This window comes from Anoxybacillus sp. EFIL, from assembly GCF_013096955.1.
In the GTDB taxonomy this organism is placed as follows: Bacteria; Bacillota; Bacilli; order Bacillales; family Anoxybacillaceae; genus Anoxybacillus; species Anoxybacillus ayderensis.
Window position 1 is genome coordinate 79,285 of sequence record NZ_SDLH01000009.1, and the last position, 22,195, is coordinate 101,479.

General features: G+C 41.1%; 29 protein-coding genes. 4 read left to right on the forward strand and 25 right to left on the reverse strand.

What is annotated here, in order from left to right:
* Positions 1-100: 100 nt before the first annotated feature.
* On the forward strand, positions 101-355 hold the full coding sequence (locus ES017_RS12810) for a DUF2627 domain-containing protein (protein WP_021095261.1): 255 nt from the start codon (positions 101-103) through the stop codon (positions 353-355).
* Here the strand turns inward: ES017_RS12810 and ES017_RS12815 are convergent.
* Entirely contained in the window at positions 347-1,081 is a 735-nt protein-coding gene (locus tag ES017_RS12815; protein ID WP_021095260.1) for a glycerophosphodiester phosphodiesterase, read from the reverse strand. The genes ES017_RS12810 and ES017_RS12815 overlap by 9 nt on opposite strands.
* Before the next feature lie 55 nt (positions 1,082-1,136).
* On the opposite strand from ES017_RS12815, the gene ES017_RS12820 reads away from it, so the two are divergent.
* On the forward strand, positions 1,137-1,283 hold the full coding sequence (locus ES017_RS12820) for a YycC family protein (protein WP_021095259.1): 147 nt from the start codon (positions 1,137-1,139) through the stop codon (positions 1,281-1,283).
* 17 nt (positions 1,284-1,300) lie between these two features.
* On the opposite strand, the gene spo0A is transcribed toward ES017_RS12820, so the two are convergent.
* The 23 genes from spo0A to ES017_RS12935 form a co-directional block, all read right to left on the reverse strand.
* Complete coding sequence (spo0A, locus tag ES017_RS12825; RefSeq protein ID WP_009373870.1) at positions 1,301-2,080, reverse strand: sporulation transcription factor Spo0A; 780 nt, start codon at positions 2,078-2,080, stop codon at positions 1,301-1,303.
* A 216-nt stretch (positions 2,081-2,296) separates the two neighbouring features.
* Positions 2,297-3,574 (reverse strand): SpoIVB peptidase, encoded by a 1,278-nt coding sequence (gene spoIVB, locus ES017_RS12830; protein WP_035063304.1) that lies wholly within the window; start codon positions 3,572-3,574, stop codon positions 2,297-2,299.
* A 113-nt stretch (positions 3,575-3,687) separates the two neighbouring features.
* On the reverse strand, positions 3,688-5,418 hold the full coding sequence (gene recN, locus ES017_RS12835) for a DNA repair protein RecN (protein ID WP_021095257.1): 1,731 nt from the start codon (positions 5,416-5,418) through the stop codon (positions 3,688-3,690).
* An 18-nt stretch (positions 5,419-5,436) separates the two neighbouring features.
* On the reverse strand, positions 5,437-5,886 hold the full coding sequence (gene ahrC / locus ES017_RS12840) for a transcriptional regulator AhrC/ArgR (RefSeq protein ID WP_021095256.1): 450 nt from the start codon (positions 5,884-5,886) through the stop codon (positions 5,437-5,439).
* 93 nt (positions 5,887-5,979) lie between these two features.
* Complete coding sequence (locus ES017_RS12845) at positions 5,980-6,822, reverse strand: TlyA family RNA methyltransferase (RefSeq protein WP_021095255.1); 843 nt, start codon at positions 6,820-6,822, stop codon at positions 5,980-5,982.
* A gap of 3 nt (positions 6,823-6,825) precedes the next feature.
* The gene (gene dxs, locus ES017_RS12850; protein ID WP_171335182.1) at positions 6,826-8,718 is read right to left on the reverse strand and encodes a 1-deoxy-D-xylulose-5-phosphate synthase; all 1,893 of its coding nucleotides are present in this window, start codon (positions 8,716-8,718) and stop codon (positions 6,826-6,828) included.
* Positions 8,719-8,891: 173 nt separating this feature from the next.
* Positions 8,892-9,764, reverse strand: coding sequence for a polyprenyl synthetase family protein (locus tag ES017_RS12855; protein ID WP_019416955.1), 873 nt, complete (start codon positions 9,762-9,764; stop codon positions 8,892-8,894).
* 3 nt (positions 9,765-9,767) lie between these two features.
* A complete protein-coding gene (locus ES017_RS12860; RefSeq protein ID WP_009373880.1) occupies positions 9,768-9,980 on the reverse strand; it encodes an exodeoxyribonuclease VII small subunit in 213 nt (70 codons plus the stop codon).
* The gene (xseA, locus tag ES017_RS12865; RefSeq protein ID WP_019416954.1) at positions 9,977-11,326 is read right to left on the reverse strand and encodes an exodeoxyribonuclease VII large subunit; all 1,350 of its coding nucleotides are present in this window, start codon (positions 11,324-11,326) and stop codon (positions 9,977-9,979) included. Before xseA ends, ES017_RS12860 begins: the two co-directional genes overlap by 4 nt.
* A gap of 14 nt (positions 11,327-11,340) precedes the next feature.
* Entirely contained in the window at positions 11,341-12,192 is an 852-nt protein-coding gene (gene folD / locus ES017_RS12870; RefSeq protein WP_021095251.1) for a bifunctional methylenetetrahydrofolate dehydrogenase/methenyltetrahydrofolate cyclohydrolase FolD, read from the reverse strand.
* Between the two features lie 23 nt (positions 12,193-12,215).
* Positions 12,216-12,602 carry a transcription antitermination factor NusB gene (nusB, locus tag ES017_RS12875; RefSeq protein ID WP_021095250.1) on the reverse strand — a complete coding sequence of 129 codons (387 nt, stop codon included), beginning with the start codon at positions 12,600-12,602 and terminating at the stop codon, positions 12,216-12,218.
* Positions 12,603-12,723: 121 nt separating this feature from the next.
* On the reverse strand, positions 12,724-13,119 hold the full coding sequence (locus ES017_RS12880) for an Asp23/Gls24 family envelope stress response protein (RefSeq protein WP_021095249.1): 396 nt from the start codon (positions 13,117-13,119) through the stop codon (positions 12,724-12,726).
* A 21-nt stretch (positions 13,120-13,140) separates the two neighbouring features.
* The gene (gene accC, locus ES017_RS12885) at positions 13,141-14,493 is read right to left on the reverse strand and encodes an acetyl-CoA carboxylase biotin carboxylase subunit (RefSeq protein ID WP_171335183.1); all 1,353 of its coding nucleotides are present in this window, start codon (positions 14,491-14,493) and stop codon (positions 13,141-13,143) included.
* Between the two features lie 13 nt (positions 14,494-14,506).
* Positions 14,507-15,007 carry an acetyl-CoA carboxylase biotin carboxyl carrier protein gene (accB, locus tag ES017_RS12890; RefSeq protein ID WP_171335184.1) on the reverse strand — a complete coding sequence of 167 codons (501 nt, stop codon included), beginning with the start codon at positions 15,005-15,007 and terminating at the stop codon, positions 14,507-14,509.
* Positions 15,008-15,197: 190 nt separating this feature from the next.
* Positions 15,198-15,761: a SpoIIIAH-like family protein gene (locus ES017_RS12895; RefSeq protein WP_009373892.1), complete on the reverse strand. Its 564-nt coding sequence runs from the start codon at positions 15,759-15,761 to the stop codon at positions 15,198-15,200.
* Positions 15,762-15,773: 12 nt separating this feature from the next.
* The gene (spoIIIAG, locus tag ES017_RS12900) at positions 15,774-16,340 is read right to left on the reverse strand and encodes a stage III sporulation protein AG (protein WP_171335185.1); all 567 of its coding nucleotides are present in this window, start codon (positions 16,338-16,340) and stop codon (positions 15,774-15,776) included.
* Between the two features lie 6 nt (positions 16,341-16,346).
* Positions 16,347-16,916, reverse strand: coding sequence for a stage III sporulation protein AF (spoIIIAF, locus tag ES017_RS12905; RefSeq protein ID WP_003394123.1), 570 nt, complete (start codon positions 16,914-16,916; stop codon positions 16,347-16,349).
* Between the two features lie 15 nt (positions 16,917-16,931).
* Positions 16,932-18,092: a stage III sporulation protein AE gene (gene spoIIIAE, locus ES017_RS12910; RefSeq protein ID WP_003394121.1), complete on the reverse strand. Its 1,161-nt coding sequence runs from the start codon at positions 18,090-18,092 to the stop codon at positions 16,932-16,934.
* A gap of 4 nt (positions 18,093-18,096) precedes the next feature.
* Complete coding sequence (gene spoIIIAD / locus ES017_RS12915; RefSeq protein WP_171335196.1) at positions 18,097-18,498, reverse strand: stage III sporulation protein AD; 402 nt, start codon at positions 18,496-18,498, stop codon at positions 18,097-18,099.
* A 6-nt stretch (positions 18,499-18,504) separates the two neighbouring features.
* On the reverse strand, positions 18,505-18,711 hold the full coding sequence (gene spoIIIAC / locus ES017_RS12920) for a stage III sporulation protein AC (RefSeq protein ID WP_003394116.1): 207 nt from the start codon (positions 18,709-18,711) through the stop codon (positions 18,505-18,507).
* A gap of 15 nt (positions 18,712-18,726) precedes the next feature.
* Complete coding sequence (gene spoIIIAB / locus ES017_RS12925) at positions 18,727-19,239, reverse strand: stage III sporulation protein SpoIIIAB (protein WP_003394114.1); 513 nt, start codon at positions 19,237-19,239, stop codon at positions 18,727-18,729.
* A complete protein-coding gene (spoIIIAA, locus tag ES017_RS12930; protein WP_171335186.1) occupies positions 19,240-20,163 on the reverse strand; it encodes a stage III sporulation protein AA in 924 nt (307 codons plus the stop codon).
* Positions 20,164-20,176: 13 nt separating this feature from the next.
* Complete coding sequence (locus tag ES017_RS12935) at positions 20,177-20,449, reverse strand: YqhV family protein (protein ID WP_009373908.1); 273 nt, start codon at positions 20,447-20,449, stop codon at positions 20,177-20,179.
* 199 nt (positions 20,450-20,648) lie between these two features.
* On the opposite strand from ES017_RS12935, the gene ES017_RS12940 reads away from it, so the two are divergent.
* Both ES017_RS12940 and ES017_RS12945 read left to right on the forward strand, forming a co-directional pair.
* The gene (locus ES017_RS12940) at positions 20,649-20,954 is read left to right on the forward strand and encodes a hypothetical protein (RefSeq protein ID WP_171335187.1); all 306 of its coding nucleotides are present in this window, start codon (positions 20,649-20,651) and stop codon (positions 20,952-20,954) included.
* 311 nt (positions 20,955-21,265) lie between these two features.
* Positions 21,266-21,931, forward strand: a complete 666-nt coding sequence (locus ES017_RS12945; RefSeq protein WP_171335188.1) for a hypothetical protein — start codon at positions 21,266-21,268, stop codon at positions 21,929-21,931.
* Between the two features lie 150 nt (positions 21,932-22,081).
* Here the strand turns inward: ES017_RS12945 and ES017_RS12950 are convergent.
* Positions 22,082-22,195 (reverse strand): transposase (locus ES017_RS12950; RefSeq protein ID WP_171334972.1); only part of this gene is annotated, 114 nt, incomplete at its 5' end.

Sequence of the window (22,195 nt, forward strand, 5' to 3'; positions counted from 1 at the left end):
TTTTTTGCAGACGCTTTCATCATACATTGTTTTTCCCTTCTTGACAAACAAACAAAAACATTTATGATGAAAACAGAACGAATGGAAAGGGTTTTGTTTTATGCAACGAATGATTGCCCTACTCATTTTACTTATTCCAGGATTTATCGCAGCGCTAGGGATTAAATGGATGCGCGATACGGTGTTTGGTATTTTGCACGCACCGATCCCTTCACTTGTCATTCAATTTTTGCTCGGTTTATTTTGTTTTATCATCGGTCTTAGCTTTATTGCAGGATTTATTTTGCACCGCGATCGAAAACGAAACAAAGTGCAACCACGTTTTCAAAAAAAGAAACGCTTCGATTCACAATGATCGAAGCGTTTTTTCGCGCACGTTTTTTGCTTTTTCAGGAAAATCTGTAAATATCCCATCAACTTCATATTGAAACATCGTTTTCATCTGTTCTTCTTTATTGATTGTAAAAGGACGAATGAGCAATTGATTGGCATGAGCTGCTTCAACAAACAATCGATCTACAGCGCGATGATACGGATGAAGCGCCAAAGCGTGTAAAGTATGGGCATAATCCCACGGCTGATGCAATTTTTCCATATATAGCAGCGCTGTTTCAATATGAGGAGCTAATTGATGACATGTTGCCATACTTTCATGGTTAAACGATGAAAAAATGACGCGCGATGCTAAACGATATTGCTCGACAAGTTCAATTGTTTTTTCTTCTAGTCGTTCGTAAGGTACAAGATTGTTTTTTAATTCTATATTAATAAGCAACGATGTGTGTTGTGCCCACTCAAGCACTTCTTGTAACGACGGAATCGGACAAAACCCGTATTGTTTAAATTTATAGTTGGCGTTTAATTTTCGCAATTGCCGATACGTCATTTGTCCAACCCATCCTGTTCCGTCTGTCGTCCGATTGACTGTTTCATCATGAATGACGACGACGACTCCGTCTTTTGAAAGTTGTACATCAAGTTCAATCCCGTCCGCATGAACACGTGCTGCTTCTATAAAAGAGGCCATTGTATTCTCTGGATGCGTCCCAGCTGAACCGCGATGAGCAAAAATATGTGTCATCCTTTTCCCACCTTTAAAAACGTTTTATACTTAACATATGAAAGGAGTGGAACTCATGCGACCGTTACAAATTTCGTTAGAAACAGCGCAAAAGCTCGCTAAAGCATTGAACGTGCCGCTAGAACAAATTATGCACATGCCTCAGCACATATTAGTCCAAAAATTGCTTGAAGTCGAAAAAAACGAGCAACAAAAAAGGTAGTCGCCCGACTACCTTTTTTAACTTGCTTTATGTTCAAGTCTTAACCGATCTGCAACCATCGCAATAAATTCTGAGTTTGTCGGTTTCGCTTTTGACATGCTGACCGTATGGCCGAACAAAGAAGAAATGGATTCTAAGTTTCCGCGGCTCCATGCCACTTCAATTGCATGACGAATCGCTCGCTCTACGCGACTAGCTGTCGTATTATATTTTTTCGCAATGTCTGGATAAAGAACTTTTGTAATCGATCCGAGCAACTCGACGTCGTTATACACCATCGCAATCGCCTCGCGTAAATATAAATATCCTTTAATGTGGGCTGGGACACCAATTTCGTGAATGATGTTTGTAATGCTCGCGTCTAAATTTTTCGGCTTGCCGTCGCGAATTGGCGAAAGAAGCGGTCGTTTGAATACGGCTGGTTTTTTGCCACATACTTGACGAATTTGATTCACTAAATGTTCGATGTCAAACGGCTTTAAAATAAAGTAAGAAGCGCCGAGTTCAACCGCTTTTTTCGTTACATCCTCCTGTCCAAACGCCGTTAACATAATGACGTTTGGCAATGGCTGTTTCATCATGCGCAACTTTTCTAGCACAGCTAAACCGTCTAAATGCGGCATAATAATGTCGAGAACGAGAACATCTGGATCGCGATCGCGAAGCAATTGCAAGCAATCTTGCCCGTTATATGCAACGCCAATGACTTCCATATCCCCTTGGCTTGTAATGTATTCTTCAAGCAAATGCACTAATTCTCGGTTATCATCTACAATGCAAACTTTTATTGTACTCACGAAATCTTCCTCCCTAAAGCAATGATCTTTTGTCACATACGTGCTTAATTCGACGCAATGGACAAAAATCCTTTTTTCTTTGCAAAATTAGTCAAATAATTTGTATTTTTCATAAAACATATGTGCACGTTTTTTCTTTCATTTTACACTACATGTTTACGCCGTGTCATGATAAAATATGACAAATTGCGTGGAAAAACAAAAAGCAAGCCAATATTAGCTCGCTTTTTGTTCGCTTTTATCATAAATGTTAATTCCGGCTTCGTGCAACATCCATTCAATGTGCACACCATACCCAGATGTCGGATCGTTGACAAATACATGCGTCACAGCCCCAACGAGTTTTCCGTTTTGAATAATCGGGCTCCCACTCATCCCTTGAACGATGCCACCTGTTTTTTCTAACAAACGTGGATCCGTCACTTTAATGACCATTCCTTTTGTCGCAGGGAATTTTTGCGGAGTGACACTCACGATTTCAACATCAAACGCCTCGACACGATCTTGTTCGACGACGGTTAATATTTTTGCCGGTCCTTTTTTCACATCTGTCGATAAAGCAATCGGCATCGGTTTATCAAAAATACCGTTTTGAATCGGCTGTGAAAGCTTACCGAAAATACCGAACGGGCTGTTTGTTTTAATGTCACCAATCACTTGTTTATCGCTTGAAAATCTCGCTAATTTTTCACCTGGACTTCCATTTCTCCCTTTATCAATGGCCGTTACCGTCGATTTGACGATCGTTCCACCACGAACGACGATCGGCTTTCTCGTATCCATATCAGAAATGACATGTCCGAGCGCCCCGTATATATTTGATTTCGGATCAAAAAACGTCATCGTTCCAATTCCTGCCGCTGAATCGCGAATGTACAATCCGATGCGATACACTTGATCATGTTTATCTTTTAATGGGGTCAAGGTCGTTTCAAACGTATGACGATCACGCGCAACAGTGAGTCGTAAAGGCTTGCCTGTTTTTCCCGCTTCTTCAATAAACGGAGAGACATCTGTCATCTTTTCGATTTTTTTTCCATTAATATGTGTAATGGCGTCTCCGACTTGAATGCCAGCCGTTTCACCGGGGGATTGTTTTCCTTGTTCTGTCTCCACTAAATGATGGCCGACGACAAGAACTCCAACTGTATTTAATTTCACACCAATCGATTGACCGCCAGGAACGACTTTAAAATCCGGTAATACTTTTACGTTTACTTGTTTAATCGGGAATCCTGCCATTTGTAAAATGACATCGCTTTCTCCGACATGTTCCCCGCTAATCGCTAATTTTTCTTTTTGCTGAACAGAAACAGCGCCTGTCGTTATCGTTTGAACAGAACCAAATACAGGTACATGCGCCGTTTGTCCTTGAAATAACATAAGTTGTTTCGGAATGTTTACATATTTTTGAAATGGTGTTGTCATACTTAGAACGATAAAAGAAACAAGGAGAAATGCACCTATTCCTTTTCTTAATTTGTCAAAATCCAAAGTCTTCACTCTCCTCGTTCCTACGTACACACCGAATCCTACACTATTTAATGTTGCCTGAAACAAATGAAATATAACCGAATAAAACGAAAAAACAATGCCAATGTTGGTATTCATACTGTTTCATTTTTGATTTTTTCCGCTAATTGTAACAACTCACGTGCATGCTGTTTCGTCAGTTCTGTAATTTCCACCCCAGAAATCATCCGGCTTATTTCGTTAATTTTTTCTTCTTCGTTTAACGCCTCGACAGTCGTCTTCGTCCGTCCATCGATCGTTTCTTTTTCGATAAATAAATGCGTATCTGCCATCGCTGCAACTTGCGGCAAGTGCGAAATGCATAATACTTGAGAATGACGTGCGACGCGATAAATTTTTTCCGCAATGGCTTGAGCGACGCGCCCACTTACTCCTGTATCTACTTCATCAAAAATAATGGATGTCACACCTTGATGTTTAGAAAAAATACTTTTCAAAGCAAGCATCATGCGCGATAACTCCCCACCCGATGCCACTTTCGCAAGCGGCTTTAACGGTTCTCCAGGGTTTGTCGAAATGTAAAACTCAACTTCATCCATTCCGTTCGCCTGCAACTTGACAGGTGTTCCATCGAGCAGCGGATCATCGTACGATCCTTGACGTTTTCGAAAAACGACATCAAACGTCGTTTTTTCCATGTATAAATCTTTTAGCTCTTGATGAATGTCATCGATGAGTTGTTTCGCATATTGCATGCGCAATTCGCTAATATGTTTCGCTTCAACGAGCAAATCAGCCGTAATGGATTGAAGTTCAGTCTGTAATTTATGAATATGATCGTCGCGATGCTGAATCGTTTCGATTTCCTCTTCTACTTTTGCGGCATATTCTAAAATGTCGCGCACCGTTTGACCGTATTTTCGTTTTAAATGATTAATTTCATTTAAGCGACTTTCAATTTCGTCAAGTCGAAGCGGATCGTATTCTAACTGATCTAACTGTTCACGTAGTTGGTGAGCGACTTCTTCTAACAAGTAATAACAATTCGATACGACTTCTTGAGCTTGTTTCACTGATGCATCGATATCGCTCACATGATCTAAATGGTTCATCGCTAATCCAATCCAATCTAGTCCACGTTGCTCCCCATAAAGCGCCTCATAACTGCTTTGTAACGCCTCGTATATTTTTTGGAAGTTAACGATTTTTCGGCGTTCTTCCATCAGCCGTTCATCTTCATCTATTTGCAAATCTGCTTTTTGAATTTCATCTAACTGAAATGTTAACAAATCTAATCGATGTGCCATTTGTTGCTCATTTTCATTTAATTTTTGCAGTTGACGCTTCACTCGTTCATATGTAGCATATAATGCTCCGTATTCTTCTAACGCGTCACGAATATGCTCGCCCCCATATTCGTCTAATAAGTGTAAGTGTTTACTTTCATCGAGCAACTCTTGATGCTCATGTTGCCCGTGAATATCCACGAGCGTTGAACCAATTTCGCGCAACGTCGCAATCGTTACTAATTTTCCATTGACCCGGCAAACACTTTTTCCGTTTACTGTTAGCTCTCGTCGAAGCACAATCATGCCGTCGCTTATATCGATGCCGAGCTCCGCACATTTGCTATAACACGGATGGTCATCTTGTTCAAGCAAAAACAATCCTTCAATTTCCGCTTTTGTTTCCCCGTATCGAACAAACTCTGCGGAACCTCGTCCGCCAATTAATAAATGAATCGCATCAATAATAATCGATTTTCCCGCTCCCGTTTCCCCTGTTAAAACCGTTAATCCTTTTTCAAACGAAAGCGAGAGCGATTCAATAATCGCAAAATTTTTAATGGATAACTCTGCTAACATGTCACATTCACACCTTTATTACAGCATGTCCAACAATCGTTTAGAAATGACTTCTGTATCTTCTGGCGTGCGGCAAATAATTAAACACGTATCATCGCCACAAATCGTTCCAACAATTTCATCCCACTCTAAATGATCAAGAAGCACACCAATGGCATGTGCATTGCCCGGCAACGTCTTCATGACAAGCAAATGACCAGCTCCATCAATTTTCACAAACGCATCCATCAGCGCTCGCTTTAATTTTTGCAGCGGATTAAATCGTTGATCAGCAGGTAGGCTATATTTATACCGCCCATCCATCATTGGGACTTTCACTAAATGAAGTTCTTTAATGTCTCGAGACACGGTTGCTTGTGTCACGTTAAAGCCTTCTTTGCGCAACATATCCACAAGTTCATCTTGTGTTTCAATCTCATGATTTGAAATAATTTCACGAATTTTAATATGACGTTGTCCTTTATTCAACGAAAACACCTCTTTCGCATGTATAACATATGCATATTTATACTTCTATGTTACCGAACGATAGACGGGCAAACAAGAGGGAATAACCGATCGTTATTCCCCCGCATGTTCTTTATTTTCTTTCAGTTCATCATGCGCCCTAGCAACAACTTCTTCTGGAGAAACCGTCAAGCGATTTTCTCCTACTTCTTTGCCTTCCCAACGTAAATGAAGTAAAAATTCAATATTGCCATCACCGCCTGTGATCGGCGAGTGCGTTAATCCGATGATATCGTACCCTTCTTGTTGAGCAAATGCCGTAATCGTATGCAGCACGTGGACGTGAATGCGCGCATCGCGAACGATTCCTTTTTTTCCAACGAACTCTTTTCCCGCTTCAAACTGTGGCTTGACTAAAGCGACAACATCGCTATGCGGCACTAAAATCGTCTTTAAAACAGGGAGAATGAGCTTTAATGAGATAAACGACACGTCAATTGTTGCAAAGGTTGGCAAGCCGTGCTGAAAGTCGCTCGGCGTCACGTAGCGGAAGTTTGTCCGCTCCATGACAACAACACGCTCATCTTGACGCAGTTTCCACGCAAGCTGATTGTATCCGACGTCAAGAGCGTACGACAACTTCACCCCGTTTTGCAACGCACAGTCTGTAAACCCGCCGGTCGATGCACCAATATCGAGCATCACTTTATCTTCGACATGAAGCGAAAACGCTCGTAACGCTTTCTCGAGTTTCAGTCCCCCGCGACTGACATATGGGATCGCATGTCCTTTCACCGTTAGCGGAATGTCAACAGGTACTTTTTCTCCCGGTTTATCAAGCCGCATTTCATTCGAATATACAAGACCGGCCATAATCGTCCGTTTCGCTTTTTCACGCGTTTCAGCTAATCCACGTTCGACAAGCAATACATCTAAACGTTCTTTCTTCCCTTTCATCTCTCATGCCCTTTTTCTTTTTTTCGGAGTTAATAAATAAATGCGTTCCATTACATGTTCTGTCGTCAATCCAATTTCTTCTAGAAGTTGTGACACGCCACCATGTTCAATAAAACGGTCCGGAATGCCCATTCGATCGATAATCGCTCCATGATATCCATGATCATGAGCAAATTCAAGTACCGCGCTACCAAATCCACCTTGCAACACCGCTTCTTCAATCGTGAGTAACGGCATATTTTTTTGTAGCAACGTGTGCAACATTTGTTCATCTAGCGGCTTAATAAAACGAGCATTCACAACTTGCACAGAAATGCCGTCATTCGCCAAGCGCTCAGCCGCTTGAAGCGCCATCGGAATCGTCGTACCAAACGTTAAAATGGAAACATCTGTTCCTTCACGCAACACTTCCCATGTGCCAATCGGAATGTTTTTTAATTGTTTATCCATCGGCACACCGAAACCGTTTCCGCGCGGAAAACGCATCGCAATCGGGCCATCATCGTATTGAATGGCTGTATATACCATATGTTGCCCTTCATTTTCATCTTTTGGCATCATTAATACGATGTTTGGAATGTGACGTAAAAAGGCGATATCAAACACACCTTGGTGCGTTTCCCCGTCAGCACCAACAAGCCCCGCTCGGTCGATTCCAAGAAACACGTTTAAGTTTTGGCGACAAATATCGTGAACGACTTGGTCATATGCGCGTTGTAAAAAGGTTGAGTAAATCGCTAAAAACGGTTTCATCCCTTGCGTGGCTAAACCGGCAGCCATCGTCGCCGCATGTTGTTCAGCGATACCGACGTCATACATACGCTCCGGAAATTCACTTGCAAACCCTTCTAATTTTGATCCAACCGGCATCGCAGGCGTGATGGCAACGATGCGGCGATCTTCGCGCGCTAATTTACGTACCGTTTCACTAACGAGCGCACTCCAAGAAGGAGCAGATTGCTTTGATTGGATGAAATCACCTGTTTCAATTTTATACGGTCCCGTTCCGTGCCACGTTCCCACTTTATCGTTTTCTGCTGGATGATATCCTTTTCCTTTTTTCGTAATGACATGAACAAGAACAGGTCCTTTCGTCTTTTTCGCATAATGTAAGTTTTCAAATAAATCTTCAAAATCATGGCCATCTACCGGTCCGAAATACGTAAAGCCTAACTCTTCAAAAAACACACCTGAAACGAGCAAATATTTAATGCTATCTTTGACTCGTTCCGCCGTTGCTGCAAGCTTTCCACCGACAGCTGGGATTTTCTTTAATAACATTTCTAATTCATCTTTTACCCAATGGTACTTTCCTGCTGTTCGCAGACGACCAAGCACGTTGTGGAGCGCACCGACGTTTGGAGCAATTGACATTTCGTTATCGTTTAAAATAACGATGATATCTTTTTTCTCATGTCCGATATGATTTAACGCTTCTAGTGCCATTCCGCCCGTTAATGCACCATCTCCAATAATCGGAACGATATATTCGTCTGTTCCTTTTAAATCGCGCGCAATCGCCATTCCCATAGCAGCGGACAACGATGTCGAGCTATGTCCTGTCTCCCATACGTCGTGCTCACTTTCACTTCGTTTCGGAAAACCACATAACCCTTTATATTGTCGCAACGTATCAAACTGATTTGCACGACCTGTTAAAATTTTATGCACGTACGATTGATGACCAACGTCCCAAATGAGCTTATCTTTTGGGCTGTCGAACACTTTATGAAGCGCAATCGTCAATTCGACGACCCCTAAATTCGGGCCAATATGTCCACCTGTTTTTGATAATTTTTCAATTAAAAATTGTCGAATTTGCTCACTTAATTGAACGAGCTGTTCGTTTGACATGTGCTTTAAAAAATTCGGATTTTGAATCGCTGTAACATCCAACGCGACCACTCTCTTTCATGTAAGCTATTACAAACTTATATCATACAGCTTTTTGTATTTTTAATTATACAGACAAACATGTGCACACGCAAAAAAGAGCCGCTTACACAAACGTGTGAACGGCTAACATTTCTTTTCCACTATATCACATGTTGCTTTTTTCCTCAATGCTATTAATGATCGCGCGTTTCGATGACATCGCAAATGTAATGTAATAACGACGCATCGATTTTAGCTTCGTCAAGAAGTTTTCGTGCTTCTTTCATATGATCGTGAAGTTTTTTCTTTGCTCCATCAAGCGTCAAAAGAGAAGGATACGTCGATTTATCATTTTCGATGTCGCTCCCCACTTTTTTCCCGATTTTTTGTTCGTCTCCTTCAATGTCTAAAATGTCGTCACGAATTTGAAACGCTAAACCGAGATGATCGGCAAACGTCGTCAACAATGTTAATTGTTGTTCCGTTGCTTCTCCTAATATCGCACCTGCCCGAACGCTGTATTGCAACAACTTTCCTGTTTTATGACGGTGAATGTATTCTAGTTGCTGCAAACTAATCGTTTTTCCTTCTCCTTCAAGGTCAGCTACTTGTCCCCCGACCATTCCTTCAGGTCCAGCCGCTTTCGCTAATTCCGAAATGAGGCGAACTTTTACATCTGGTGAAATGACTTCGTCATCTGCTACAACTTGAAAAGCGTATGTCAGCAACGCATCGCCCGCTAAAATGGCGTTCGCTTCACCGAACACTTTATGGTTTGTCGGTTTACCGCGCCGTAAATCGTCGTTATCCATACTTGGCAAATCATCATGAATGAGCGAATACGTATGAATCATTTCGAGCGCACAGGCCGTTGGCAGCCCGATGTGTACGGGCTTCTGAAACGCTTGTAACGTTGAAAGCAATAAAAGAGGACGAATGCGCTTTCCGCCTGCTTGCAACGAATATAACATTGCCTCTTTGATCGTTTGAGGCGCTTGTAACGATTCAATATAAGCAGGAAGCTGCTGTTCAATTTGTGATTTATATTGTCGCAATAACACTTCCAACGTCTATTCCTCCTGCACCGTAAACGGTTCAAGCTGCCCATCTTCTCGTAAAATAAATTCCATTTGTTTTTCTACTTGTTGTAGTTTGTCGTGACAAAACTTCGACAATTTCATCCCCTCTTGGAAAAAGTGAATCGCTTCTTCAAGCGGAACGTCTCCTTCTTCTAACTTTTGCACAATTTCTTCTAGTTTACTCATCGCTTCCTCAAATGTCATATTTTCTCCTCCTCAATATTCGATACAATGCAATGTGCACGTCCATCTTGAAAACGGATATGAACGCGGTCCCCTTCTTGCAGTTGTTTTACTGTCTTAATGAGCGTTTCTTGCTCATCGTATGCAAGGCTATATCCGCGCTCCATAATTTTTAGCGGACTGAGCGCATCGAGTTTTGCCATCGCTGTGGCAAGCGACCATTTTTTTTGTTTAATTACATCGTTCATATGGCGAACGATCGTCTGTTCTAACGTGCGGACACGATCGACCGCTTTTTCGACTCGCGATTGTGGATGATGAGCAAATAACGTAAGCTGCAATTGTTGAAGCTTATGTTCTTTTTGTTTGAACATATCATTCATTTGTCTTTGCAATCGATCAACTAGCATATCTAGCTGTTGTTCCTTTTGTTCATACAGCCGTTTCGGATAGCGAAACGCATACGATGAACGTAACGATTGCAACCGTTTTTGCTCCGCGTTCATTCGCTCTTTCATCGCTCGAATGAGGCGAGCTTGTTGGTCCGATACACGCAAAAGCAAATCAGCGACATGCGGCACAGCAAGCTCTGCTGCCCCCGTCGGTGTCGGTGCTCGCAAGTCGGCAACAAAGTCAGCGATCGTATAATCCGTTTCATGTCCGACAGCAGAAATAATCGGAACGCGCGAATGAAAAATCGCGCGCGCTACCATTTCTTCATTAAACGCCCAAAGCTCTTCAATCGAGCCGCCACCACGACCGACGATCAGCACATCGATATATCCGATGTCATTCGCTTTTTGAATCGATTGAACGATCGATAACGGAGCTTGTTCCCCTTGAACGAGCGTCGGAAACAAAATGACTTTCGCTAGCGGATAGCGGCGACGAATCGTCGTTAAAATATCGCGAATGGCCGCTCCTGTTGGCGATGTGACAACGCCAATATGTTGCGGAAATTTCGGAATCGGCTTTTTATGTTCCTTAGCAAATAATCCTTCTTGTTCTAGTTTCTTTTTTAATTGCTCATACGCTAAATACAGCGCGCCAACACCATCCGGCTGCATCTCTTTTACATATACTTGATACGTTCCGCTCGGCTCGTACACGGAAATTTCCCCGCGCACAAGTACGGTCATTCCGTTTTCCGGTTTAAATGTTAACTGTCGATTATATCCCGCAAACATGACCGCTTGAATGCGCGCTTGTTCGTCTTTTAAAGTAAAGTACATATGCCCACGCGAATGATATGTAAAGTTTGAAATTTCCCCTTTAATCCATAAATCTTGCAAATGAGGGTCGACTTCAAATTTCCGCTTAATATATTTCGTTAACGCTGCAACTGTTACATATCTCATTTCTGCCACAAAAATAACCTCGCTTATTTATGTAGTTCCCGCGCAGCTTGTATCGTGTTGTGCAACAACATCGTAATCGTCATTGGTCCAACTCCTTTTGGTACAGGAGTAATGTAGCTTGCTACTTCTTTTACATCGTCAAAATCGACATCCCCACACAATTTTCCGCTTTCTAATCGATTGACGCCAACGTCGATCACAATTGCTCCTTCTTTCACATATGGTGATGTAATGAGCTTCGGTTTGCCGACAGCGACGATTAAAATATCCGCTTGACGCGTAATCGCCGCTAAATCGTTTGTGCGCGAATGACAATATGTGACCGTTGCGTGTTCACGTAAAAACAGCTGTCCAACCGGTTTACCGACGATATTGCTACGACCGACAACAACGACATGTTTTCCCGCAATATCGACTTGCAAAGATTGAACCATATATAAAATGCCGTACGGTGTACAAGGCAAAAACGTTTTCTGCCCCGTCATCATTCGTCCAATATTTAGCGGATGAAACCCATCGACATCTTTTTCTGGTGCAATCGCTTCAATGATATGTAGTTCATTCATTTGTTTTGGTAGCGGCAATTGAACTAAAATGCCGTGTACCGATTGGTCTTCGTTTAAACGAGCGATTTGCTCTAGCAAAAACTCCTCAGATATGTCGTTTGGGAAAGTAAGTAAAATCGAACGAATGCCAATTTCTTCACATGCTTTTTGCTTCGCTTTTACATACGATTGTGAAGCGGGATGATCTCCAACGAGGATGACCGCTAATGCAGGCTCAATGCCTTGTTGTTTTAACTGCTCGACTTCTTTTGCTAATTGTGCGCGTTTTTCTTTCGCTAGTTCAAAACCGTTAATGATTTGTGCTGCCATAAATCCTTCTCCCCCTTATTCGTTTAAGACAATGTTTCTTTTATTTTCGCAAGTACGCCGTTAATAAAGCGACTTGATTTTTCATCGCCAAACACTTTTGCTAATTCAATCGCTTCATCCATGCTTACATTGAACGGGATGTCATCCATATATTTCATTTCAAATACAGCCATGCGTAAAATGGAACGATCGACATTCGCCACGCGCTCTAATGTCCATTTTTCTAAATGTTGACGCAATAAGTCGTCAATTTCTTTTTGATGTTCCACCACGCCGAAAACAAGCATTTCCATAAATGGATCGGTCTCTTCTTCAGCGACGTTTGCAATCGCCGCATGTGGTTCAATGCCTCCCACGTCAATTTGAAACAATGCTTGCAACGCTTTCTCTCTTGCTGTATGCCGTTTCATGACCAAAACCCTTTCTATTCGTAATGTCGAAAATTATACCATGATCATAACACATTTCGACGAAAGAAAACACTCACCCATCGAAAAAGGGCGATCTCATAAACGAGATTGCCCCTTTTCTTTACTCGACTTCTGCCTCTGCTTTGGACGATTCGAATTGAACGCCAACAACATGAACGTTCACTTCCGCTGTCTCTAATCCTGTCATCGTCAACAATGCTTGGCGGACGTTTTCTTGAATTTTTTGCGAAACCGTCGGAATCGATACGCCAAAATTCATTACACAATAAATGTCAATGACAATCCCGCGGTCCGTTAAGTCGACTTTTACGCCTTTGCCATGATTTTTTTTTCCTAATCGCTCCACGACACCTGCCGCAAAGTTGCCGCGCATTTGCGCTACTCCTTCAATTTCAGATGCCGCAATCCCTGCGATGACTTCAATCACTTCTGGCGCAATTTCTACCTTCCCTAAGCTATTATGACCGTTTTCCATTTCTAATACATGTTCAGACATAACGGATTCCCTCCTTTATCATTAAGAGTTCATTACATCGTATGTTTCTAAAAACTTTGTATTAAAGTTTCCTTCGACAAACTTTTCATGCTCAAGCAATTTTAAGTGAAACGGAATTGTTGTATGAACTCCTTCAATAACAAACTCACTTAAGGCGCGTTTCATGCGGGCAATCGCTTCTTCACGCGTCGGTGCGTGAACGATCAACTTTGCAATCATCGAATCATAATATGGTGGGATTGTATAACCCGGGTAAACAGCTGAATCTACCCGCACGCCAAACCCTCCCGGCGGCAAGTACATTTGTATTTTTCCGGCCGATGGCATAAAGTTTTTCGCAGGGTTTTCCGCGTTAATTCGGCATTCGATAGACCAACCGTTAAAAGTGACATCCTCTTGTTTCAACGTCAATTTCTCACCTGATGCCACGCGAATTTGTTCTTTAATTAAATCGACACCTGTCACCATTTCCGTTACTGGATGTTCAACTTGAATGCGCGTGTTCATCTCCATAAAGTAAAATTGGCGATTGCGGTAGTCGTAAATAAATTCGACCGTTCCCGCTCCTGTATACTGCACCGCTTGCGCCGCTTTGACAGCTGCTTCTCCCATTTTTTGACGCATTTCTTCATCAAGCACAGGGGATGGTGTTTCTTCTAATAATTTTTGTAAGCGGCGTTGAATTGTACAATCGCGCTCGCCGAGATGAATGACGTTACCATACGAATCGGCTAACACTTGAATTTCAACATGTCGGAAATCTTCAATGTACTTTTCAATATATACGCCCGGATTTCCGAACGCAGTAGCCGCTTCTTGTTGCGTAATCGTAATTCCTTTTCTAAGCTCTTGCTCATCTCGAGCGACACGAATTCCTTTTCCGCCTCCACCTGCGGTTGCCTTAATAATAACAGGATAACCGATTTCATTCGCTAGCGCAATCGCTTCATCGATACTTTCAATAATTCCTTGCGAGCCTGGAACGATCGGCACCCCAGCTTGTCTCATCGTTTCACGTGCAACATCTTTCGTCCCCATTTTTGTAATCGCTTCCGGGCTCGGTCCGACAAACGTCACGTTGCATTCCCGACAAAGCTCAGCAAAGTCTGCGTTTTCAGCTAAAAATCCGTACCCCGGATGAATAGCATCACACCGAGTTAATGTTGCCACGCTCATCACATTTGTAAAATTCAAATAGCTTTCTTTTGACGTTTTCGGACCGATACAATATGCCTCGTCCGCCATTTGAACATGAAGTGCTTCACGATCCGCTTCAGAAAATACAGCGACCGTCTCGATGCCAAGCTCTTTGCACGCCCGAATAATCCGAACAGCAATTTCCCCACGATTGGCAATTAACAATTTTTTTATCATAACTATCGCTCCTTTATTCAGGCTTCACAAGGAATAAAGGTTGTCCATATTCAACGAGCTGGCCGTTTTTGACAAGCACTTCTACAATTTCCCCATCGACTTCCGCTTCAATTTCATTAAACAACTTCATCGCTTCAACAATACATACAATTGTATCTTTTTTCACTTTATCACCAACTTTTACGTACGGTGCAGCATCTGGCGATGGAGCCGCATAAAACGTACCAACCATCGGTGATGTAATTGTATGTAAGTTTTCTGCTGGAACAACTTGTTTTTCCGGCTTTACTTCCTCTTTCACTTCTACCTTTTCAACAGCCGGTGTCACCGGTACTTGTTGTTGAACGACAGCTGTTTGTGGCACGTCTACTTTTGGTGCAGCAACAACAACTTGTTCCGTTGCTCCAGCTTTTTTCATTTTAATCTTTGAGCCATCATGTTCATAGACGAACTCGACAATGTTTGACTCATTTACTAATCGGATTAATTCGCGAATTTCTTGGATTTTCAACATTGACTTACACCCCTCGCCCCATCATTTGTAGAAAAAGATTATACAATACCATGATACGACACACCTTTTCCATTATTCAATAAAATGATAAGAAAATGTTAGAAAATTTATATCTGGTCATAAAAACAATTATTATTATATAGTATTATAAAATTCGTTTTCAACCGAAAAAAAATAACCGGTCTCCCGGTTATTTTTGGAAACGAACAGCTACATCTTGCACGCGGCCAAGCTCACTTTGAACGAGCTGAATAATTTCGTTCGCTGCTTTTTTCGAATGTTCTTTTGCTTTCACTGTAATATGCACTTGATTTTCATGGACACGAACAAGCGCATCGTCGTATCCTTTCGATTTAATTAACGTTTCTAACACCGCTTCTTTTTCTGCAATATTCGATAGTTGTTGTAATTGATCGATCGCTTTACTTTTTTCTTCGGCAGATACGTTATTGGAAGCGACAATCGCATTTAACTCTTGACGCAACTTGCTTCGTTCATCTTCAATTTCAAGGCGAAGGGCAGTAAATAAATCATCGCTTGCGGTATTTGTTTGTTCAACTGTCACTTCTTCTCCGTTTGCGATTTCTTCTTTCATCGCTTCATCTGTCGGTTTTAAGTCTTTTCCATTATTCGCTTCCTCTTTTTGCTCAAACGCCACTTGTTCTGTCACTTGAGGACTTGTAACATAGTACACCGATAAAACGACAACTAAACTAAACATTGTTAATAACCAAACGGTTTGCTTTTTCAACATATGTTCTCCCCCTTACTTTTTTGGTAAAACAGCGACGCGATGGCTCGGAACGTTCAACGTTCGCGTCACTGCTTCAACAATCCATTTTTTTACTTGTACTTGATCGGCCCCTTTCGCAACAACAAGCACCCCACGAATGTCTGGCTTTTTCGTTTGTAAAACGAGCGGTGTTTCTTCGTCCCCTTTGCGCACGATCACAATTTTTTCGTCTGTTGATTCATCTTCGATTTGACGTTTTCCGCCTTCTTTATCTTCTTCCATCGTTCGTTTTTTTTGAACGGTCGCATTTTTTTCAAGTACGTTTTGTTCCGTTGCATCGACATTGACGATCACTTTGACTTCACCAACGCCAACAATCGCTTCAAGCGCTTCTTTTAATTGTTGTTCATACCGTTCTTCGTAATCTGCAATTTGTTTTAGTTTTTTCTCTTCATCGGTTTGACGAAATACTGTTTCAGCTCGTTCCTGCGGCACTTCTTTTGACGATGGAAATTTGAACACGTTGCCAAATAGCATAAATGACAAGCCAACTACTAAAGTAAGCGCGATGAGGCCGTTTTTTTCAATCCATTGTTTCACCCCTCCTTACTCCCTCCTCTCGAGATGAACTGTAATCATTTGCGGGTCAACTTCCCACATGTTTGCTAAAAAGCGAGCGATGTCATCATGTCGATCTGTCGGTGGCGTCGTCGATTGAATGCGAATCGGCTTTACGACAGAAGCTGCTTCCTCGGCTAACTCAACCGTAATTGACTCAATCGGAGGGGGATTTTGTTCCGACTCCCCGATCGTGAATGAAATGTCTGTAACGATTAAACCATATGTGCGCATCAACTCCTCAGCCGCTATGTTTTTCAGCTGGACAGCCATTTGTTCTAAAATATATGCACGTTGTGAGGCTTGTATTTCTTTTTTCTTTTTTTCTATGTCATTTTCAAACGTTTCGTTTGGTTGTTGCTGAATGGAAGCAAGCCACGTATCTACATCTCCGTGAAATAACCGAAAAAGCGGAGAAAACAAGATGAAAATAAATAACAAACCGACGACCATTTTGACATACTTTTGGAATGAACCGTTTGGCAAAATAAGTTCAATGACGACAGCGAGCAAAATAAATGTAATGATGTGCGAAATCCATTCAGTCAATAGTCCCACAGTCCCATTCTCCTCTCAACGAACCATCATCGTTAAATTTCCTGCTGCAATGATAACGGTCATACTTAAGAAAAACATAAGCGATACGATCATGAGCGCCACGAGCACATACATGATGCTTTTACTCATCACGCTCAAGCAGGAAATGACGATGCCTCCACCTAACGGTTGTAATATCGCTGCAGCTAGTTGATAAATAAGAGCGATGACTAAAATTTTGATTGCCGGAAACGCTGCGATAAGAAGCAGTAACACAACACCAAACAAACCCACTGTATTTTTTAATAAGACAGAAGCTGTTACGACTGTGTCTGCCGCATCGGTAAACATTCGTCCGATAATAGGTATAAAGTTTCCTGTCACAAATTTTGCTGCCCGTATAGCAACCCCGTCGGCAATTGCTGTCGTAGTACCTTTAACAGACAGCACGCCAAAAAAAATGGTAAGCATCATACCGAGCGAACCGATGCTAATGTTGCGCAACAAATCTGCCAATTTGGTCGCTTTATAATGTTCACTTAATAAACTGACGATGCTTAAAATTGTCGCTAAAAACAAAAGTGGTAACGAAAAATGTTCAATCATCGTTCCTGTCATATTCATAAAAAACAAGACGATCGGATGAAAAAAAGCTACGGATACAATGCCACCTGACGACGCCATAAGCGCAAGTAAAATGGGCAAAAGAGCGATCATAAAACTTGTCATCGTCTGAATAGCTTCCTTTGCGTATGTCACGGCAACATGAAAACTATTTAACGCGATAATCATAAGTACCATATAAACAACCGCATGTGCGACTTTACTGACAGCATGATGTGAAAAAGCGTTTTGTAGCGACTGTAAAAACAGGCTAAACACCGTCAATAAAATAAGCGTGCCAAGCAACTTTCCATTCGCCATAAGCTCGTACAATAAAAATTTGATAAACGCTCGCAACCATTCGCTTAGCGACAGCTCTTTCTCCCCATTTATAAACTGCCAAAAAGAACCTTTTTGACTTTCTGGCAACAATCCTCCATACTGTTGAACAATATGGTCCCAATATTGTTTAATCGACTCTACGCCCACTTGTTCCGCTTGTCGTTTCACTAGCTCATTCGTCGTTGGTGATGCTTGTACAATACAAGGCAAGAAAAAAAAGAGAAAGAAAAATAAAATTGGAGCGCGCCTCATATCATCACCCCTTCATCGGAAGAAAACTTAAAATCGTTTCAATGAGAGCAGTCAAAATCGGAATGGCCATCGCTAAAATTAAAATTTTTCCACCAAGTTCAATTTTCCCAGCAATCGCCCCTTGTCCGGCATCTTTTGAAATTTGTGCGCCAAATTCAGCAATGTAAGCGATACCGATAATTTTTAAAATCGTCTCGACGTATACGGTTTGAACGCGCGCTTCGTTTGCTAACGTCTGAACCATACGAAAAATATCTTGAATGCGATCAAGTAAAAATAAAAAAATAACGGTCCCGACAAATACGGTCAACAAAAGAGAAATGTTCGATTTATGTTCGTTTAAAATCGTTACTAAAAACGTCGCAATTAATCCAAGCCCGACAATTTGTAAAATATCAATGGGTATTCCCTCCTAACTTTGAAACAAAAAAACCGATTTAATTTTTTGAAATAAATCTTGAACGATCGAAATGACTAAAAACAAAATGTAAATAAAACCTAATAATGTCACCCATTGAGCATATTCCTTTTTTCCGAATCCTTCTAAAATCGTATGCAACAGCGCAACGACTATGCCTACTCCAGCAATGCGGAAAATTAAATCGACGTCAACACCCATTTTGAATGTCCTCCTCTATATGAGTAAAAGCACGATGAGAATGCCCGTTAATACACCTAAACTTTTCATCATTTTTTCGTAGCGTTGTTGTTTTTCAATCGCATCCCCTTCTTCTCTCTCTAAATGAACCATCGTTAAACGAATATAATTTTGTTGAATTTCATGATCGTATTGTCCGAGCGTCTCGCCAAACTGTCTCATAATTTCGAGCTCGCCTTCTTTCAATGCAGTCATTTTCCATACTTCCTGTAAACTTTCTTCCCATGCTTGACGGGCGCTCATCGTTCCTTCTTGTAACTTTTGTGCAAATGTTTCAAATAACCATGACAGCGGTCGTGATAGTTGTTGTGAAAGTCGTATAGCCGCTTCCGTTAACGGCGTATGTCCGTACATAATTTCCGCCTCAAGCGATTGCAACGCCATTTTTAATTGGCGTAATTGCCTTGTACGCTCACGCAAAAGGCGGGACGCTTCAAACCCTGACCATGTTGTCGCTAATATAATACACACAGCTCCGATCCATTTCATTTACATCACGCTCATCTCTCGGTATATGTCGCGCCCGCTACGATCGCGAATCGCTTGAATTGTTCCGGGGAGACCGACATTTGTTAATTCCACAAAGCGCTCAAACACAGCTTGTTCCATAATCGGGCGCAATGACGGGCGCTTCATTATATCGTCTATATGTCGACCGTGCGCTGTCATAAATAAGCCCACTCCTGCATGAACCGCTTCTAAAATCGCGATACAATCTGCTTCGCTCCCAATTTCATCAACAACAAGAACGTCCGGGCTCATGGAACGAATCATCATCATCATCCCTTCTGCCTTTGGACACGCATCGAGCACATCGACGCGATAGCCGAATGTAAATTGCGGAATACCTTTAACACAGCCGGCAATTTCTGACCGTTCATCGACGATGCCGACTTTTCGAGGAGCAATACGCCGATCTGTCACCCCGCTGCTGACGATGCGTGCAATATCACGAAGGAGCGTTGTTTTTCCTGTTTGTGGTGCCCCGATAATCATCGTATTGAGCCATCGTCCATCGTATAAATAAGGGAGAAGGGGAACAGCCATGCCGATTTGCTGCCGAGCCATTCGAATATTGAACGATGTAATATGTCGAATCGCTTTTACTTTTCCGTCTTCTACAATCACTTTTCCAGCTAAACCAACGCGATGTCCACCTTGAATAGTAATGTAGCCTTTTTTCAGCTCTTCTTCGATTGTGTAGAGAGAATATTGGCTTAATTTATTTAATAGTTCGATTCCTTCTCCCATTTGTACGACATGCGGACATATGTACGATCTCCCACCAGCAATGACTTCAAGCGGTCGTTCAATACGAATGCGAATTTCTTCAATCGTAAATTGAGAAGCGATAGGCAATGATTGAATCGCATGAACGATCCCCTTAGGCAACAGATCAAACACCGCTTGCATCCTCTTTCCTCCCTTACTTCACGACATATATGCCTATGAATATACATATGACTCCAGCACCAATCCATACGAGCTTAAACAATGACAGCTCGTTCGCCACTGCAACAAGACCTATCATCATAACGACTAAAAAAATGGTCGGACCAACGACGGCAAGCAATGTATTGACGGCAATCGCCTTTTTTACATCATTAAGCGACAACATGACAATCGCTGCACATAATTCAATAGCGGCAGATAAAAAACGTAAACTCGCCATCGTCCAAACAGTTGCATCAATTTTCATCGCATCCTCCTTGTACAACGGTGCTAGTACAACGTATGCGGAAATGGAACAATTCAGAAGTACAGAGGGAGGGAATTTATAAAAAATTAAACCTCCCCCGAAAAATCAATTTTCTAAAAAATATTTACAAAAAAAAAAAAAAGAGTAAAATGTTAATCGAAATCTAAAATTTAAAATTTAAGGATCTGGAGGTGCTTATATGTCTTTAAACCAAATTTCATATAAACTAGGTATCACCGAAAAGGCAAATAGCCTTTATCATGAAATTGACAGACGAATAACAACTCCTATTTCTAATGCTATTAAAGACTCTTTTGGAATTCCTACAATTACTGGTGCAGGTGGGAGTTATGTTTACAGTAAGTATGTTCAAAAGGCATCTACAAAAGTCGCAGTAAAATCTGCAGTTGGTGGAGGAATAATATCATCATTAATGGAGATAGGGGTAAGAAGCGTTAACAACTTATATAATGCCAACAAAGATATTATCCGAGGTTACAAGTAGGTGTAGCAATTGAGATGGACATATTTACTTACAATAATATCATGTGTTATTTTATCAATTCCAATTATCCGTCTTATTTTAGAAAAGGTGAGTAATTCGAATATACGTTCAAAAACTATAGATATATGGCTTTTTCTCAACTTGCCTATCGCCCTGTATGTGTATTTTCTTTACATTAAGCACACAAGTAAGCTTCCTTTAACGCATCTTTTAATAATTGCAGTTTATTTTCTACTTTTGATTACTCTGTTCATCGCTAGTGCTATAAAAGGAGGCATTGCAAAAAAAATGATCCAACTCTGGAGAGATATATGGAAATAAAAACTGTTGTATATGATCCAAAGGATTTACCGATTTACAACGTTGGTGCATATTCCATAGTTACCAGAAAGACATACCCCTTGATACCAGAAGGGGATATATGGATATTAGAGTTGACAGACTCCTTGAAAACAGAGCTAAAACTCTATCAAATACTAATTAACGATCAATTTTTCGTCTCGGATCCCACAAAAAAATGTGTTATATGGGATAAAACTATTGTATCCGTGCTAAATGGGACTCAAGATATAAGTATACCACCTAAAATTTATCAATTTTCTTTATCAAAAAATATCTCTATAAATAAAGAGGAAAAAACAATATATCCATTAAAACAGTCTTTAAAATTCAACTCTTTAGATCAACGTTTACACTGTGTTTGTAAGCTGAAAAATGTAAAAATTGATTTTCCTATCGTGGCAAAAATATATGATAAAAATCAAATCTTATATATTTTTGATGAATGGATAGAAAAATCGGACTCACACAACAAATTTGAAAGGACATTTTATTTTAGTGTAAATACTACACAATTCTCAAGTGGACTCTGGAACATTGAATTAGAAACTCCTTTTGAAAGATATATTTCGCAATTTGAGTTCTGCTGTTTTGGTCACACTTGGTCATCATCTAGTCTTTTTGACACGATTATTTAAGGACATCAAAAACGTATAAAAGAAAAAGGTGCCCCATTTGCTTTAGGGGCACCTTTTTCCATAGGAAATATGTTTGCAGATAAAAAGGATAAATCATACAATAATAGTCTATTTTTGGTTCATCACCAAAAGATGTGCTTGCACCTGCCATTAAAGTATGTTAGTCGTTTCTAACCGAACCCGTAATGCAAAACGCTGGATATTTCTGTATCCATATCCCCGACGTTTGATCAGCTTGATCTTGTTATTCGTTCCTTCCATTTT